The organism is Serratia sp. ASV30 (assembly GCF_016428815.1).
Taxonomy (GTDB): domain Bacteria; phylum Pseudomonadota; class Gammaproteobacteria; order Enterobacterales; family Enterobacteriaceae; genus Chania; species Chania fonticola_C.
Window position 1 is genome coordinate 32,480 of record NZ_JAELTL010000041.1, and the last position, 17,461, is coordinate 49,940.

Below are 17,461 nucleotides of genomic sequence, written 5' to 3' on the forward strand. Positions count from 1 at the left end.
GCAAGAGATTACTTACTGCGCGGCGTTGGTTTTCAGCTCGAATACCACGTCCACCTGATCGTCGAAGTGAATACTTTGCTGCTCGTAAGTCTGAGCGGCATCGCTTTCCGGTGCCGCAGAAGCGGCTTTAAACATGCGAGCTACCGGCATCGGCTGGTAGTTGGCAACGTGATAGCGAATGCTGTACACCGGCCCCAGCTTGGCCTTAAAGCCCTGCGCCAACGAAGCGGCTTGCTGAGTGGCATTTTCAATCGCTTTCTGACGTGCCTGCTCGCGATAAACCTCTGGCTTGGCTACTCCAAGCTCAACCGCACGAATTTCGTTCAAACCCGATTTCAGCGCACCGTCCAACAGCTCGTTGAGTTTATCCAACTGGCGCAAGGTTACCTGCACCTGGCGCACGGCCTGGTAGCCTTTCAGCTGCGATTCACCGGTTTTCAGATAGTCATATTCTGGCTGAGTACGCAGGTTGGCCGCATTGATATCTTTCTTTTCAATGCCGTTTTTCTGCAGGAAGTCAAAATACTGCGCTACGCGTTCATCAACCTGTTTTTTCGCCTGAGCGGCATCTTTGGCAGAGACGCTGACTTCGATCGCCAGCGTAGCAATATCCGGGGTGGCGTCCACGCTGGCCGTACCGGAAGTGACCACATGCGGCCCTTCAGGTACTTCTGCTGCCTGCAGCGCCAGAGGTAACGTGCCTAATCCAATCATTGCGGCCATGGCCAATGCTTTAAGCTTCACAGTGTCTCCTTGAATGACTAAATGCTTACCTTCAAAGCTAACACATCCTGCCGCCCTTGGAATTCGGATTAGTGACAAATATAAGGGCTAATCGGGCTGTGGGGGCGCCGCATGCTGCGCCCGGCTCGCCCCTACGGCCGATTATTACCAATTAGCGGTTAGCCCATGCCAGGCCAATTGCAGTGCAATAACCCACATCACCAGCCCGACCAGAACGTTGATAATCCGTTGTGCCGTCAGGGTTTTCAGCCACGGAGCCAGCCATGAGGCCAGCAATGCCAAGGCAAAGAACCAGACGACCGAAGCACTGACCGCGCCAAGGGCAAACCAGGATCGAATGTCTGGCGTCAGTTGCCCTCCCAGGCTGCCGAGCACCACAAAGGTATCGAGGTACACATGCGGGTTCAGCCAGGTGACCGCCAACATGGTCACCACAATGCGCCAGCGGTTTTGCTTCATCTCTTGCGCCGCTGTCAGCTCCAGATGTTGGCTAAACGCGGTGCGGAAAGCCCCCCAGCCGTACCACAGCAGGAAAGCAACGCCGCCCCAGGTCACCAACGCCAATAGCATAGGTGAACTGCTGAGCAAGGCGCTACCGCCAAAAATACCGGCGCAAATCAGAATGATATCGCTCAACGCGCACAGCGAGGCGGTCATCAGATGATAATGGCGGCGGATCCCCTGGTTCATCACAAACACGTTTTGTGGGCCAAGCGGCAGGATCATCGCGGCGCTCAAGGCAAAGCCTTGCAGATAGATGGCTAACATGGTGTTCCTTCTGGCAATATCAGCGCCGGGAAAGCGGCGTGTGCTGTTCAACACGCGCATCATACGAAGAGAAAATTATTAGGGGAAATGGATATTTCTAATCAGGCATCAGTAATGCTAATGCTCAATCGTTACGGCGATGATCGATCCACTCTTCAATCTGAATCGGGAAGACATCTGGCGCCTTTCTCAACATCCGCCGCACCAGATCCAGCACGGTATGTTGTGATAGCGCCTCTTCCATACGTTGCTGGGCAATATTCATCACCTGGCGTACACCGCAAATGCCTTCACAGGCCCAGTCGGGCGCAGCTGCATCAAATACGGCCAAGCGTTGGCGTATCTCTTTGCAGTCGAAGATTGCCTTTTCACCGTCGATAGCCGCCACGATATCCAGCACGGTGATCTGATCGGCCGGTTTGGCCAGCCGGAAGCCACCGCCTTTACCCTCGGTGCTTTCAACCAGTTTAGCCTTGGAAAACTTGGTGAATATCTTGGCCAGGTAGTCATAAGGCACACCCTGCAATTCGGCGATTTCACGCACGCTCATCTCGCGGCCTTCGCCTTTGCTATCGACCATACACATCAGGCTATGGATGCCATACTCCACCCCGGAACTGTAGAACGCCATGTGTTCTCCGCACGATTAATTCTGAGTTAAATAGTAATTTCTTCCCTTCAACGATGCAATGCCAGCATACCTCCATGCCATAAATAATAAAAAGATAATAAAATTCAATAAATTAAACAAACCACATCCAGAATGACGTGTAAAAGGCTTGATGATCTTAACTACGATCAATATAGTCGCAGTTAATAATTAAGCCAATGTGCAGATGAAACAACAGCGGAGTGACAGTATGAAACAACAAATTCTTATCCTGGGTGCCGGTTTTGCAGGGATGTGGGCGGCATTGAGCGCGGCACGATTAGCCGATCTCCACGGTCGTCACGATATCGAGATTACCGTGCTGGCCCCCCAGCCTGAGCTGCGTATCCGCCCACGTTTCTATGAGTCCGAGGTGGAAAACTACGCCGCTCCGCTGCTGCCATTATTCGCAGTAACCGGGGTAAAATTCCTCGCCGGGGTTGCCAGTGAGATTGATAGCGCCGGCCAGCAGGTTTGGTACCGCAACGAGCAGGACCAACTGACTGCCGTACGTTACGATCGCCTGATCATGGCGACCGGTAGCCACATCGCTCATGCCCTACCAGGAGCACAGCTGTACGCCTTCAACGTCGATAAAATGGAGAGCGCAGCCCGCCTGGAGCGGCATCTTGCTGCGTTAGCCGAGCAGCCTGAGAGCGCCGCACGTAATACCGTCATCGTTTGTGGCGGCGGCTTTACCGGTATTGAGGTGGCCACCGAAATGCCTGCACGCTTACGGGCGATCCTCGGTGACTCAGCTGCAATTCGTGTGATTGTCGTCGATCGCAGCCCAGTGGCGGGAGGCCGTTACAGCGAGCAACTGCGCGACGTGATTAGCCAAGCCTCGGTAGAGTTGGGTGTCGAGTGGCGGCTGAATAGCGAGATTAAGGCCATTGACGAGAGCGGGCTGACGCTGAAAAACGGCGAACATATCGCCTCCAGCACGGTGATTCTAACCGTGGGCGTACAGGCCAGCCCGTTAACCCGGCAAATCCCGGGTGAGCGCGATCCGCAAGGCAGGCTGCATGTCGACCAGCAGTTAAGAGTGATTGGGCAAAACGCGGTTTATGCGACCGGCGATGTCGCCTTTGCCCGTACTGACGATCAAGGCAATCACGCCCTGATGACCTGTCAGCACGCCATTATGTTAGGGCGCTTTGTCGGCCATAACGTCGCCGCCGATCTGATCGGTATTGAACCCTTGCCCTACCGCCAGGTGAATTACGTTACCTGTCTGGATCTGGGGGCCTGGGGCGCGGTCTACAGCGAAGGTTGGGATCAGGTGGTGAAATTCACCAAAGAAGAGGGAAAGAAAATCAAAGTCTCCATTACCAACGAGTTGATCTATCCCCCGCAGGCGGAACGTGAAGTGGCCTTTGCCGCCGCCGATCCGTTAGCACCGTTTGTTTGAGCCCTCACCCCAACCCTCTCCCAAAGGGAGAGGGAGCTGTTAGGCCCTGCTCTTTTGGAAGTAAAGCAGTCATCCCAGTAAACTCGACGCTCACTCACCCGAGGTGCGTCACCTACTCTATCTGTCCCCATAGGGAGAGGGAGCTACCTGGAGCGCTTAGTGGGGAGTAAAGAAAACGAAAGTGGGGAAATTAAGCAGAAATATCAGCGGACTCGATCGGTACCCTCTCCCAGTGGGAGAGGGTTAAGGTGAGGGGCGGTTATTACTCCGGCTGCTCTGCCGCTTTCGCTACATGGCGGACATGCACGTCCATCTGTGGGAATGGAATACCGATCTGGTGAGCATCCAACTGACGCTTGAAGTTTTCCATCAGATCAAAGTACACGTTCCAGTACTCGGCATTGGTGGTCCAGGAACGGGTCACAAAGTTCAGTGAAGAAGGGGCCATTTCATTGAGGCGAACCGTCACGCCTTTATCGTGCATGATGCGCTTATCTGCCGCGATCACGTCACCCAACACTTTCTTCACCAAATCGATATCAGCGTCATAAGCTACACCCACCACGATATCCACGCGGCGGTTTGGCTCACGGGAATAGTTGATGATATTGCCCGCGATGATTTTACCGTTCGGCACCACAATGGTTTTGTTATCTGAAGTACGCAGCGTAGTGGAGAAGATCTGCACCTGATCTACCGTGCCGGAAACGCCACCCAGATCGACAAACTCCCCGGCCCGCAGCGGACGGAAGGCCACCAGCAGCACACCGGCTGCAAAGTTGGAAAGTGAACCTTGTAGTGCCAGACCCACAGCCAGGCCAGCGGCACCCAGCACGGCAATCACTGAGGTGGTCTGAACACCAATACGCCCCAGCACCGCAATAAAGGTAAACGCCAGGATGCTGTAACGCGCCATCGCAGCCAGGAAATCCGCCACGGTGGCATCGATGCCACGCAGCTTCATCACGCGGCTGAGTGCATTACTCACTACGCGAGCCACCACTGAACCAATAATGAAAATCACGATCGCGGCAACAATATTCACCGCATACTGGATCAGCATATCCTGATGGTTGACTAGCCAACTGCTGGCATTGTTAATGCCTTCTACTACGTTAAGTTCTTCCATTCTAACGTCCTACTTGACATCCCCATGCGGGGAAAATGAGCAAAATATACTGGCGAAACAGGGCCAATAAACAAACCACAGCTAAGGGTAACCAACATTTTGCCGCAGTGCCAACCGCAACGGGTAAAATTTTCCACCAGCTTTACCAGGTATAACCTGAATAAATCTCGGGTTAACCTGATTTCAGCTATGATAGAAGTGATTTTACGGTACAAGGAGAGCCTATCGTGATCGCTATTTTTCCCTCGCTTAAACACTATTGGCAAGTGCGCCCCAGATTATTGATTTCGGTAGGCGTAGGGCTTCTGTGTATCGGGCTGCTTCCTGCTCATCTCCCATGGTTGCAACGGTTGATCGTTGGTTGGAACGTGATGGCATGGATCTATTTATTATGCCTTTGGCATCTGATGCTGGGCTGTACTCCACAACGTACCCGGCAATTGGCACGCAAGCAGGACGAGAGTGCAAGCCAGGTATTGGCGTTGGTCAGTTTGGGCTGCGTAGTGAGCATTCTGGCCATCCTGTTTGAATTGAGCACTGCCAAACAGGTCAGCGATGCGTTGAAAACGCTGCATCTGGCCCTGACCGGCTCTACACTGGTGGTTTCCTGGCTGCTGTTACCCACGGCATTCACCATGCACTACGCCCACCTGTTTTACCTCCAGCGGGCCAATACGGAGGTGTTACCACTTTTGTTCCCCAGCAAGCTGGCCGAGCCAAACTACTGGGACTTCGCTTATTTCTCCTTCACCATTGCCGTGGCTTCACAAACCGCCGACGTGGCCGTGGGCACCGCAGACGTGCGTAAAATCACCCTGTTGCATTCGGTGATCTCCTTTGTCTTCAATATCTTGATACTGGGGCTGTCGATTAACGTTGGGGCGGGGTTATTGGGGTAGCTACTTAGGTGACGGATGCCTGGGTAAAAAAAGAAAAGGCTCCCAAGGGAGCCTTTTAGCGTCAATCTGAACGGAGGCACGATATTACAGCACGTCTACCGCGTTCAGTTCTTTGAATGCCAGTTCCAGACGGGTGATCATGGAAGTCTGGGCAGCACGAGTCCATACGCGTGGATCGTAGTATTTCTTGTTCGGCTTGTCGGCACCTTCTGGGTTACCCAGTTGGCCCTGCAGATAGCCTTCGTTCTTTTTGTAGTAGTTCAGGATACCTTCCCAAGTTGCCCACTGGGTGTCGGTATCGATGTTCATTTTCACTACGCCGTAGCTGACCGCTTCTTTGATTTCTGCTGCGGTAGAACCTGAACCACCGTGGAACACGAAGTTCAACGCATTGTGCGGCAGGTTGTGTTTCTTGGAAACATAGTCCTGAGAATCGCGCAGAATGGTTGGAGTCAGTTTCACGTTGCCTGGCTTGTAAACACCGTGTACGTTGCCGAAAGAGGCAGCGATGGTGAAGCGCGGGCTGATAGCGTTCAGTTTTTCGTACGCGTAATCAACGTCTTGTGGCTGAGTGTACAGGGAAGAAGCGTCCATGTGGCTGTTGTCTACGCCATCTTCTTCACCACCGGTGCAACCCAGTTCGATTTCCAGGGTCATACCGATCTTCGCCATGCGAGTCAGGTACTTGCTGCAAATTTCGATGTTTTCTTCCAGTGACTCTTCAGACAGGTCGATCATGTGTGAAGAGAACAGTGGCTTACCGGTCGCTGCGAAGTGCTTCTCACCCGCGTCCAACAGGCCGTCTAACCATGGCAGCAGTTTCTTCGCGCAGTGGTCGGTGTGCAGGATCACTGGCACGCCGTAATGTTCAGCCATCTGGTGCACGTGGTGCGCGCCAGAGATTGCGCCCAGGATCGCAGCACCTTGTGGCACGTCAGTTTTGATACCTTTACCCGCGATAAAGCCAGCACCGCCGTTAGAGAACTGCACGATCACTGGAGCACGTACCTTGGCTGCTGTTTCCAGCACTGCGTTGATGGAGTCGGTACCCACGCAGTTTACCGCTGGCAGTGCAAAGTTGTTCTCTTTGGCAACTGCGAAGACTTTCTGCACGTCATCACCTGTGATGACACCTGGTTTTACGAAATCAAAAATTTTAGACATTAGACGTTGTCCTGTTTCGTTGGCCGTATACCCGTCGTCTTGCAAGCTACAACCTGCAAGCTAGTGGTAGCGATGGATAAATAGCGATTTTTTACCCCCACAGCTCAGCTGGGGAGCATAAACAAACGGGCGGCTTGCGCCCCCCGTTATCTGAATTACTGCTTAGCGCGCTCTTCCAGCATCACTACTGCAGGCAGAGGTTTCCCTTCAACGAATTCCAGGAAGGCGCCGCCGCCGGTAGAGATGTAGGAAATTTTGTCAGCGATACCGAACAGATCGATAGCTGCCAGAGTGTCGCCGCCGCCTGCAATGGAGAAGGCTTCGCTATCTGCGATAGCGCGTGCAACAATTTCGGTGCCCCGACGGAAGTTAGGGAACTCGAAGACGCCAACCGGGCCATTCCACAGAATGGTTTTGGCGTTCTTCAGGATAACGGCCAGACGCTCGGCAGAGACGTCGCCCATATCCAGAATTTGCTCGTTGTCTTGGATCTCGTTGGCCTGCTTCACCGTGGCCACAGCGGTTTCAGAGAACTCGGTCGCAACGCGTACGTCGGTTGGCACCGGAATATCGCAGGTTTCCAACAGTTTTTGCGCGTTCGGGATCAGATCGGGTTCGTACAGGGACTGCCCCACGTTATTCCCTTGTGCCGCCACGAAGGTGTTAGCGATGCCGCCACCAACGATCAGCTGATCGGCGATCTTGGACAGAGAATCCAGCACGGTCAGTTTGGTAGAAACTTTAGAACCACCAACGATAGCCACCATTGGGCGAGCCGGGTTACCCAGCGCTTTGCCCAGGGCTTCCAGTTCCGCAGACAGCAGCGGGCCTGCACAGGCAACCGGAGCAAACTTGCCCACGCCATGTGTAGAAGCCTGCGCACGGTGTGCAGTACCAAAGGCGTCCATCACATATACGTCGCACAGCGCAGCATATTTCTTGGACAGCACTTCGTCGTCTTTCTTCTCGCCTTTGTTGAAGCGAACGTTTTCCAGAACAACCAGTTCACCTTCTGCAACGTCAACGCCTTCCAGATAATCCTTCGCCAGACGGACTGGGGATTTCAGATGCTCTTTCAGATAGTTGACCACTGGCAGCAGGGAGAATTCTTCGTTGTACTCGCCTTCGGTAGGACGACCCAGGTGGGAAGTTACCATCACGCGGGCGCCTTGTTTCAGCGCAGCTTCGATAGTCGGCAGGGAGGCACGGATACGCGCATCGGAAGTCACTTTACCGTCTTTCACTGGTACGTTCAGATCGGAACGGATCAGAACGCGTTTACCCGCCAGATCCAGATCGGACATCTTAATTACAGACATGGTGAACCCTCTTTGTTGATTCTCTATAAAGTTGCCTGAGCGACGCATCAACACCACGTTGATAGCGCCTTACTAGAAACCGCTTGCGGCCATTGCCCGTGTTGTATCCAACATCCGGTTGGCAAAGCCCCATTCGTTATCACACCAGACCAAGGTCTTGATCAGGTGCTGTCCGCTGACCCGGGTTTGCGTTCCATCAACAATGGCGCTGTGCGGGTCATGGTTAAAATCAATCGAGACTAATGGTAGTTCTGTATAGTCAACTATACCACGAAATGATCCCTGTGCCGCCTTTTGCAACAGCTGGTTTACCTCTGTGACCAACACCTTCGAGCTCACGCTGACGCTAAGATCGATGGCCGTTACGTTGATCGTCGGCACCCGCACGGAGATCGCTTCAAAACGATCGCAAAACTGCGGGAAGATGCGCGTAATGCCCGCTGCCAGCTTGGTGTCGACCGGAATAATCGACTGGCTCGCCGCGCGGGTACGCCGCAAATCCTGATGATAGGCGTCTATCACCGGCTGATCGTTCATCGAGGAGTGGATGGTAGTTACCGTGCCTGACTCAATGCTGTAGGCATCGTCCAGCAGCTTGATAATCGGAATAATGCAGTTGGTGGTACAGGAGGCGTTGGACACGATGCGATGCTCGCCACGCAGCGTTTGGTGGTTAACCCCAAACACGATGGTCGCATCCAGATCGTTACCGCCCGGATGGGCAAACAGTACCTTTTTTGCCCCTGCCGCCAGATGAGCTTCGCCATCTGCCCTGCTGCCGTATACACCGCTGCAATCCAGCACCACATCCACGCCCAGTTCGCCCCAGGGCAACTGGTCCAGCTCGGGTTGATGTAACAGCCGAATGCTGTCATCCCCCACGCTCAACACGTCACATTCCTGGCGCACATCCCAGGCAAAGCGGCCGTGGCTGGAGTCATATTTCAGCAGGTGGGCCATCCCCTCGGCATGTGCCAGTTCGTTGATGGCGACGACGGAAATTTCGGCGCGTCTCCCCGATTCGTACAGTGCGCGTAAAACGCTACGGCCAATACGGCCAAAGCCGTTTATCGCTATGCGGATGGTCATGCTACTCCCTGAAAAAGGGCGATCTCTGGCGGTAATGTTCAACGTCAAGGATCGCGCAGACTGATTATCTCGCCTAGAGTACTTTAGCGCACCGCCTGCTGTGAATCGCTGCTTTGCATTATTCGTCAAACCCCATTGCTCATCGCAACCGCTCACTCTGGCGTTTCCACTGACAACAGTGATAACTGAAACGCTTCAGCCGAGCATAAACCAAAGTTTTGCCAAAAGGAACAGGTGCAACGCACTGCCTGTCATGTCGAAGAGACTTTGCGAAAATAAAATGATCTAGCGCACATTTTTACCCTCAACCCTCGTTAGCCAAATGAGGTCGAATGCGCAAATGACTTGCCGGTAACGCCAAGTTCTCCATAATGAACCCAGCGTTTGTTGGGTGAAGCAAATGCCGATGGGTACAATTCTCTTTCTTTTGTGGTCGATGTTATTTACAAGGAACCAAAATGAGTGAAATCAAAGTAGTCGCCCTGATTAAAGCCATGCCAGAACACCGTGCTGCGGTAGATAAAGCGGTACGCGCCATGGTCGCCCCGAGCCGTTCCGAGCCGGGTTGCATCCAATATGATTTGCATGAAGAGCAGGGTCATCCGGGCGCTTTCGTCTTTATCGAGCGCTGGACTTCTGAGCAAGCGCTGAAAGAGCATATGGCAATGTCTTACCACGATGCCTTCCTGGCCGAATTGGAAGGGAAGCTAGTGAGTCTGGAAGTGAAAAAACTGACTCAGCTGTAATTGTGCTTCTTAGGGGGCCGATTCGGCGCCCCCTTTCCGCTCACTCAACGGTGAAAGTTTCACGGCTCACATTCGCAGCAAATTGAGTTAATCCTGTAAGGCAATAAGCCAGGCGCTGCCACTCAATTGCCCACTCCCCGTGATTCTAGAAAGCTCGCTGCTGACCGTAAAGGTTTTCGATTTCCAAATAGTCGCCTTAATGCTTCTGCCTGAAGCCCCGGTTTCAGGATCGGTAATCGTCAGCTTAGAGATCGCGCCGGTTTTTCCTGCCGTGTCTTTCAACGGCAATGCACCATTCCCATCAGCCTCATAGCTCAGTGAGAAAGTCGCCTTCACCGGCGAGTCGCAGGTATAAGTAATGGGTGCAGAAGTGCGATGCGAGACGCTATCTGCTGACAGAGTACCGTGGTTCAACGTCAGAGCGGTAGGATTTAGCTGGCACGCATTGGGTAATTGTATCGTTCCCCCCTTCAACTGAAACGGAATAGTATAAACCCCTTGCCACTGTGGACTGCCAAAACTGCGAATATATCCCCCCAATGGCATTGAAGGAAAAGTAATCATATTATCAATAGGACGACGTTTTATATAAAAAGAAAGCGTAATAGGAAAAGACACGGCGAAACTCGAGGCATTTTCTGTACTATTCCCCGACAGCCAATCAGAACACATCACCGCAGTCTCATTTACCCATTGACCAACCGAATCATTAGCCGCCGTCACAGAAACAGATAAATTGGCATTAATCCGATAGCGTTCGGGGTTGTCAGGCTCTCTTGGCAAATCAATCCTCGTATAGTGCCATGCTTGTTCTGAAGGCACATTTGCAGCGCCACAAGACACCTTGCCAGAGACAGTGCTCTTATAGACAATATACGTGCTTATCAGCCCAGAACTCACCTCAGCCTTGCCGCTAATCGTCACCAGGGAGATGGCATTTATGGAGGTGACATTATAGTCAGCAAAAGCGGGAACCATGCCCATCAAGCCGATTAATAACCCACCGCCCCGCACCTTGAGGTATTTTATGCTGCCCGTTTCACTCATCTGTGTACTCCCCGCTCTCTTTTATCTCAGGCATATTCATAATCTAGATATAACTGGCAAACAGTGACGCGCTGGCGCTAAACGCTCCGCCCTCTTTACCCATCCCATCCTGGATAACCAACCGCCCGGTAAGCGTAAACATCCCAGCCTGTATCGGCAGCCATTGACCAATAGTAAACGCCATGTTGTTGCGGGATAATGCTATCCCGACCCCAGATTGCGAGGTTCCCAACACATTGGCTCCCATAGTGTTCATCACCCCGTAGGCGGTAGGCGACAAGTACATTTTCAAACTCTTGCCCACCGGTGCCCCGCCGCTACACGAAACGTTGATGCGGACCGACTTTTCCGCTTTAGCGCTGCCGACATCCTGCAAGTTAACCGCTCCAAACGGTACTTCCAGCCGTGACTCACCGCTCTCGCTGGTGACATTGCACGCCGGGATCACTATCGTCGCCTTGACGGTAACGGGGACATCCGCCTGCACCGCCGCCGCCCCCAATATCAGGCTAAACAGGCCATAACGCCAATATCGTCTGCCATTTTTTTGCATATTTTCTCCTACTGATAGCTGGCCTCAACCGTCACCGTAGCACTGTAATCGCCCGCTTTTACCGCCCCCGGAGCCAAGGCATAGGCACCAAACTGAAACTGGTTAATCCCCCCGGAGCCGATTTGGCTAATGATACCGGCCTTTACCTCACGGCCCAGAACAATCGCCTGACCGAGACTATCTTCCAGACCAATCACCAGCCCGGTATCGCCGGTGGTAGCCAGCATGGCGACCCCGTTGACCTGTTGGGTCTGCGTACTGTTAAACGTCAGCTTCACCATCTTCCCCAGCGTGGCAGGCGTACAGTCTTTCAGACCAAGGGTAAATGGCGTGGTTTGGGTCCGTGAGTTGTGTTCAAAAAAACGTAATCTTTGGCTGGGCAAGGAGACCTTCTGACTGCTGCCCTCCTGGTCAAACTGGCAGTTTGCCACCAGGATCACCCCATTAAATACCAATTCCAGATGATCGTCCGCCTGGCTCGCCAGCGATAGCAACAGCAATAGGCAGACACTCCCCGCTATCAATCGTCTGTTCATAAATACCTTTTACCCAGTTTAACGAGCAACACACTGGCTACCGCTGCAGCGAAACGCCAACGTGGGGCGGCCACCATAATCATTGATATAAGTTAAATAAGGTTTGGCATAAATGCCGCTTTTCACTCGGACACTACTTTTCGGGGCCAGCATCACGCTGTCAAAATCGCCTTCCAGCGACTGTTTCTCACTCCCCCCCAGCCCGATCACCGTGACGTAATACGGTGTGGGATTGTCTATCCGATAACCGCCAGTTTCAGTATGTAAGACCAACTGATCTTGCCATACCGCTCCCGGTTCTCGCTTCAATGCCTTCGGGCGGTAAAACAGTTTGATTTTGGTCTGTAGCGCAATCTGCAGCACATTTGGCTTTTCACTTTCCGGTGGGATTTCCCGCAGGTTAAAATAAAACAGCGACTCCCGATCTTGGGGAAGCTGGCTCACCGACCCCGAGGCCTTCACCCGAATGATCCCTTTAGCCGCCGGTTCCAAACGCTGCACCGGTGGCGTAATGATCAAGGGACCCGTTAACATCTTGTTCTGCTGTTCATCTTCCAGCCAGGACTGCGCCAGATAGGGCTGCTGCTGGTTATCGTTGCTGATATTCAGGCTGATAGACTGGCTGGCGCCGTCAAATACCGCCCGGGTTCGGTCTAGCGTGACCGCCGCCTGAACCGTTAAAGGGAATACCAACAACGTCACTACACTCCAAACGGTGCAGGTTGCCATCTTGCGAACTCTCATAAGTATGTACTCTTTATTAATTAATTTGATCCGACGTGGTTGGTCGGCAAGGCAATAACAGATTAGACTCGCCAATCTGCGCTGGTAACTGCACCTGGCACTGAACTTCCCCGGCCCACGCCACATTCAAGGCACTCTTCGGGGCAATACCGCTGAGCCATGCCAGCCCCTGTTCCCCCACCAGCCCCACCTCTCGTCCTCGGCTATCTGTCACGCTTGCGCCAAAGGGGGGATAGCTGCTATCCGCCAATCGCAACACCGCAAACGCTGTAGCCCCCTGCAATACGGAAAATCGGCGGTAACCAATCGCGCCTTCAGTCAGCGAGGCCTCTACCACCCCCTGAACCGCCTCAACATCATCCGGCAAGGTGTTAACATCAATACGTGCGGTCGTACGGTAATAACTGTTTACATCGCCCAACACGCCGATCCCCCAGCGGTTGCTCTTGACGCCCGAAGTGTTTAACGGCACCCCGGCAATGCCATCCGTACTCAACATCAGCCGGGTTCCGCCGTTGTAACCCGCCGGGTGCATTGCCGCGCCGAGCCCTGTGACCGTCAGACCACCGCTGGCATTAAACCCGAAAGAGGAGGTACCACGGTCTTCAAAAGCCGCATTCGCGCTAACCTTGGCCATATTGCCATTATGGGTGTACATGCCATTGAACTGACTATTGGCCGATGCCTGAGCGCCACTGATCAACCCAGCATTCACGCTGTAACTATCATTCCCCGCCACGCCGTAATACCCGACCTGCTGGTTATAGCGCCCTCGGCTTTGACTGGCGTTATAGCTCACCGAACCTAGCCCCAGCGGCACAGAAATCATCACGTTAACCAGATTATCCTCACGCCCCTGATACTGGCTGCGGGTGACCGTGCCAGTGACAGACAGGTTTCTCAACCCCAGCGACGGCAGGTCAAAATAAGTACCGACAGTTCCGCCAAACTGCTCGGTATCCCCTTGATCCCAATACGTCTGGCTCTCATAGTTCAGCCCCAGAGAAAAGCCCTCAAAACGCTTATTGACGTTTATCTGATAGCGTTCTTTCTGACGGCCACGAACGTCTTCCCGGTAACGTACATTCAGGTACTCTTGCATACTGAGAAAATCCTTCTCCGAGAAACGATATCCGGCAAAGGTCACATCGGTATCCATCTCATCAAAGAACTTCGAGTAACTCAGACGCCAGGATTTACCCTGCCGATCATCGTGCTGGGGGAATCTCGCCACAGTCTGGGTGACGTCCAGTGCCATGGTTCCCAACACGAACAGATCACGCCCCACCCCGAGTGCCGCAGCCTGATAGTCTCGAGATAACGTCCCGCCGCCGTAGACTGACCAGGCGTTACTGATACCCCAGGTCATTTCACCGGCAACAAACGGCGGGCCCTCCAGATGATGCTGCCATGTGCTGGGCCGCCCGGTGATCAGTTGATAACGCATCTGCCCTGGTCGGGTCAGATAGGGCACCGACGCGGTGGAAACGCTGAACCGGCGCTGCTCACCATTTTGTTCGGTAATGGTCACATCCAATGTGCCGCGAATGGCGCTGTCCAGGCTCTGAATACGGAAAGGGCCCGCCGGTACGGTACTGTCATACACTTTGCGCCCCTGCTGGGTCACAGTGACTCGCGCATTACTATTGGCCACCCCGATGATTTCCGGGGCGTAGTCTCTTAAACGCGGCGGTAACATCCGTTCATCGCTGGCCAGCTTCCCACCGGTATAACGCCAGGAGTCAAACAGGGCTGAGTTAACATAATCCTCCCCCAGGGTCAGCGTTGACTGCAGGCTGGGTAAAGGGCGATAAAGATAGACCCGGGTCAGGTCAAAGTTGCGCATGGAGGACGGGTTAGGTCCGGAGCTCTGGCTATTATTACCCTGATAGTCCGCCCGCAAGCGCCAGGCCCCTGCATTCATCCCAGCGGTACCATTAACGCTGATATTGCGCTGTCGGCCGCCGTTCCCTTGCGGAAGCGTTACCGAGGCATTCAGGTTGTAATCCAGCAGTATCCCGGGAATACCATGATCCCACCGGGAAGGCGGCAGCCAAGAATTATCGCTGTACTCCAGCCAGGCTTGGGGCACATTAATCTTCAACAGGCTGGCCCCAAGGTCAGGAACCAACGTGACCCCTGGCAGAGCACTAAAATCGGCACACTGCCCGTTACGCCAGGTAGTGACCTTCTCACGAGCGGAGGTCGTCAACCCTAGCGAATCAACCATTTCCTGTGACAGGCAGGCCTGAGGTAAATTAACGGCATCTGGCTCTGCGGCCGCTATACCCTCAGGCAGATAAAACGAAATAACTCTTTCATTGCCCAAGCTCTCGCCATTGACGGTGACCTGTAATTGATAATCATCCGGCATCACATAACCGGACTGATAAAATCGGGAAAAATCAACATTCGTTTTATCTTGCGCATCAAGCATGTCGATATTGAATTTTACGGCCTGTGCATTCCCTGCCGTTAGCATCATTAATATCGACAACGTGATGCGGTTTTTTATAAACCTTGACTGAATCATAGGCTATTATCCAGAATCCCTTTCACAAGCAATCCATCACATCATTTACACCAGATACTGCCGCCTCCCTAACAACAAGGGATTGAACATAGCTACAGAGACATAGGAAAAATCTATCCAGACCAGACAATGCATGAAAAGAGTTTTGCGCTAACTCCGCACAACAAATAGTATTTCGTGGTTACCATAGCAATGGCAGAACGGTAACTCTGTCCTGCCATGCAAAAGAAACGTTCTGATGCAGAGAACATCTACTGCGTCAGAAAAATCCTTTATTTATAGGCAATCACAAAGTTGGTGCTAGAGGTGAAATCACCCCCGGTAACCGCAGTGGCGTCATCGGCTTTCTGCACCATCGCCGTATACGTCAGGGTATTATTGCCTTCTGCCAGACCCGTCAGTGGCAATGCCGTACCAAAGGTGATATCGTTGATTTTGATACCCAAACCGGTCGCACTACCATTGGTTTTCAGCAGGTTTTTACCCGCAATCTGGTTGGTGCTGTTGAAGGTAATTTCTGCCGTTTTCTTATCCATCGCACAGTTCTCCAATTTGATATTGAAGTCCTTGGTGACGCTCTTGCCTGAGTTCAACCCAGACATGGAAAGCTGACTAAAATCCACCTTGATATCAGACCCATCCTGACCCGCAGCCAGATCGCATGGTGTATCCCTGACTTCTCCGCTGAACGTCACGGTCCCGCTGTTTCCGGTAGCAGCCTGAGCGCCGAATGAGATACCGCTTGCCAGTAAAGTGGCCATCGCAATTTGCGTCAATTTCATCATTTTGTCCTTTTTTAACTAAAAACAGCACAGGTCGAGCCTGCACCTCCATATTATTAGTCGTCACCGATCTTACCTGTCGTAATACGTTACGCTGAGTACATATACACATAGCTTTCGGCGACCCGACAAATATTATGCACGCTCGCAATAAACAGCAAATTAATCTGCACTTATGCAAAATATTAGGTTTTTAATCTAAAAAATCACATAAATTAACATTAAATGCAACAAATGAATGAAAATACATCAACGCCCAGCATTTCTAACTCATTAGAAACCCACGTAAATGTTGATGAAAAATAAATTCAAACGTCACACTTGACTATCTATGCACACTTAACTTAGATTTCTCCTAAATTTATATAAAGATTAATCTTAGTCAGCAAAGCCATCTCATCAACAACACCTAGGAAGTTGATTATAAAATGAAATACACCATAAACTTAATCATTGTGTTTGATCCGGAGCATCGAACACTCGCCTTAAACAATAATAATCAGACGGCTCTTGAACTCTCAAAACCCTCTTGCCGAGTACTTAATGAGTTTATCAAAAGCAATGGGGTTAACTTATCCCGTGATTCGTTACTGAAAAATGCGTGGGAGGATTATGGTTTTCCTGCCTCCAACGCAGGCTTGAACAACTGCATCAGTGAGTTGAGAAAATCATTCGTTAGCCTGGGGATAGAAAAACCCATCATTATAACCCTACCTAAGTTAGGGTTTAGAATGGAAGCAGATATTCACCCCGCCCCAAAACAAAAGATCGACGCCAAGATAAAGAAAGTGGAGCAAGTGGCGGCGAAACCAGAGAAGGAGGGGGCGCCTAAAGAGGAAAAGCCCATCGGTACTCTTCCACTGGTCATGCCAGGTAAATTGACTATAAAAACCATGATGATACCTACCCTGGCACTGCTGACCGTATTGGGTTTCATCGGCCTGGCTTTGCTGCTCAGGGCACCATCAACTCAGCTAAAATTAATTAGTACCTATAAACAATGTGATATTTACTCTATCAGAAAAGACACAGTCCCCGGCTCAGAGTTCAGGGCAAAAAAGATACTGGAGTCAGAAAAACTGGATTGCGATCGGGTCAGGCAAGACATTTTTTATACCGAAGAGCGCCCCGATAACGAACTATTGAAGATAACTTTTCTGGCCGCCTGTCAAAAAGACCAGACTGCCGGCGATTATCAGCATTGTAAAACCTTTAAAATTAATGAGTAAAAAATGAAACGAGTTATTGGCACAGTGCTACTTTTTACCGTTCTACTAATGTGTCTGTGGTGGTGGCGTTCCCATCATCAAGACATAAAACCATTCCGCTGTGATACACAGCAAATCTC

General features: G+C 52.1%; 17 protein-coding genes. 4 read left to right on the forward strand and 13 right to left on the reverse strand.

Annotated elements, in window-relative coordinates:
- Positions 1-12: 12 nt before the first annotated feature.
- The 3 genes from JHD74_RS17610 to JHD74_RS17620 form a co-directional block, all read right to left on the reverse strand.
- Positions 13-744 carry an oxidative stress defense protein gene (locus tag JHD74_RS17610; RefSeq protein WP_021806211.1) on the reverse strand — a complete coding sequence of 244 codons (732 nt, stop codon included), beginning with the start codon at positions 742-744 and terminating at the stop codon, positions 13-15.
- 144 nt (positions 745-888) lie between these two features.
- The gene (gene argO / locus JHD74_RS17615; RefSeq protein ID WP_024530749.1) at positions 889-1,512 is read right to left on the reverse strand and encodes an arginine exporter ArgO; all 624 of its coding nucleotides are present in this window, start codon (positions 1,510-1,512) and stop codon (positions 889-891) included.
- Between the two features lie 124 nt (positions 1,513-1,636).
- Positions 1,637-2,143: an Rrf2 family transcriptional regulator gene (locus JHD74_RS17620; RefSeq protein ID WP_074029715.1), complete on the reverse strand. Its 507-nt coding sequence runs from the start codon at positions 2,141-2,143 to the stop codon at positions 1,637-1,639.
- A 229-nt stretch (positions 2,144-2,372) separates the two neighbouring features.
- On the opposite strand from JHD74_RS17620, the gene JHD74_RS17625 reads away from it, so the two are divergent.
- Positions 2,373-3,572: an NAD(P)/FAD-dependent oxidoreductase gene (locus tag JHD74_RS17625; RefSeq protein ID WP_074029713.1), complete on the forward strand. Its 1,200-nt coding sequence runs from the start codon at positions 2,373-2,375 to the stop codon at positions 3,570-3,572.
- A gap of 262 nt (positions 3,573-3,834) precedes the next feature.
- Here JHD74_RS17625 and mscS read toward each other — a convergent pair whose 3' ends face one another.
- Positions 3,835-4,701, reverse strand: a complete 867-nt coding sequence (gene mscS, locus JHD74_RS17630; RefSeq protein ID WP_021806216.1) for a small-conductance mechanosensitive channel MscS — start codon at positions 4,699-4,701, stop codon at positions 3,835-3,837.
- 230 nt (positions 4,702-4,931) lie between these two features.
- On the opposite strand from mscS, the gene JHD74_RS17635 reads away from it, so the two are divergent.
- Positions 4,932-5,600, forward strand: a complete 669-nt coding sequence (locus tag JHD74_RS17635) for a DUF1345 domain-containing protein (protein ID WP_199063188.1) — start codon at positions 4,932-4,934, stop codon at positions 5,598-5,600.
- Between the two features lie 84 nt (positions 5,601-5,684).
- Here the strand turns inward: JHD74_RS17635 and fbaA are convergent, their stop codons facing one another.
- The 3 genes from fbaA to epd form a co-directional block, all read right to left on the reverse strand.
- Positions 5,685-6,764, reverse strand: coding sequence for a class II fructose-bisphosphate aldolase (fbaA, locus tag JHD74_RS17640; protein ID WP_021179781.1), 1,080 nt, complete (start codon positions 6,762-6,764; stop codon positions 5,685-5,687).
- Between the two features lie 155 nt (positions 6,765-6,919).
- The gene (gene pgk, locus JHD74_RS17645) at positions 6,920-8,083 is read right to left on the reverse strand and encodes a phosphoglycerate kinase (protein ID WP_024485678.1); all 1,164 of its coding nucleotides are present in this window, start codon (positions 8,081-8,083) and stop codon (positions 6,920-6,922) included.
- Positions 8,084-8,155: 72 nt separating this feature from the next.
- Positions 8,156-9,172 carry an erythrose-4-phosphate dehydrogenase gene (gene epd, locus JHD74_RS17650; RefSeq protein WP_021806218.1) on the reverse strand — a complete coding sequence of 339 codons (1,017 nt, stop codon included), beginning with the start codon at positions 9,170-9,172 and terminating at the stop codon, positions 8,156-8,158.
- A gap of 458 nt (positions 9,173-9,630) precedes the next feature.
- On the opposite strand from epd, the gene JHD74_RS17655 reads away from it, so the two are divergent.
- Positions 9,631-9,918 (forward strand): putative quinol monooxygenase, encoded by a 288-nt coding sequence (locus tag JHD74_RS17655; RefSeq protein ID WP_021806219.1) that lies wholly within the window; start codon positions 9,631-9,633, stop codon positions 9,916-9,918.
- An 87-nt stretch (positions 9,919-10,005) separates the two neighbouring features.
- On the opposite strand, the gene JHD74_RS17660 is transcribed toward JHD74_RS17655, so the two are convergent.
- The 6 genes from JHD74_RS17660 to JHD74_RS17685 form a co-directional block, all read right to left on the reverse strand.
- Positions 10,006-10,965: a hypothetical protein gene (locus JHD74_RS17660; protein ID WP_199063182.1), complete on the reverse strand. Its 960-nt coding sequence runs from the start codon at positions 10,963-10,965 to the stop codon at positions 10,006-10,008.
- 43 nt (positions 10,966-11,008) lie between these two features.
- Positions 11,009-11,518, reverse strand: a complete 510-nt coding sequence (locus tag JHD74_RS17665; RefSeq protein WP_199063183.1) for a fimbrial protein — start codon at positions 11,516-11,518, stop codon at positions 11,009-11,011.
- Between the two features lie 8 nt (positions 11,519-11,526).
- Positions 11,527-12,054: a fimbrial protein gene (locus tag JHD74_RS17670; protein ID WP_199063184.1), complete on the reverse strand. Its 528-nt coding sequence runs from the start codon at positions 12,052-12,054 to the stop codon at positions 11,527-11,529.
- An 18-nt stretch (positions 12,055-12,072) separates the two neighbouring features.
- On the reverse strand, positions 12,073-12,798 hold the full coding sequence (locus JHD74_RS17675; protein WP_370592665.1) for a fimbria/pilus periplasmic chaperone: 726 nt from the start codon (positions 12,796-12,798) through the stop codon (positions 12,073-12,075).
- Positions 12,799-12,814: 16 nt separating this feature from the next.
- Positions 12,815-15,331, reverse strand: coding sequence for a fimbria/pilus outer membrane usher protein (locus JHD74_RS17680; RefSeq protein WP_199063185.1), 2,517 nt, complete (start codon positions 15,329-15,331; stop codon positions 12,815-12,817).
- 272 nt (positions 15,332-15,603) lie between these two features.
- Positions 15,604-16,113, reverse strand: coding sequence for a fimbrial protein (locus tag JHD74_RS17685; RefSeq protein WP_199063186.1), 510 nt, complete (start codon positions 16,111-16,113; stop codon positions 15,604-15,606).
- Between the two features lie 428 nt (positions 16,114-16,541).
- Between JHD74_RS17685 and JHD74_RS17690 the strand changes: the two genes are divergently transcribed.
- Complete coding sequence (locus JHD74_RS17690; RefSeq protein WP_199063187.1) at positions 16,542-17,342, forward strand: transcriptional regulator; 801 nt, start codon at positions 16,542-16,544, stop codon at positions 17,340-17,342.
- Positions 17,343-17,461 lie beyond the last annotated feature (119 nt).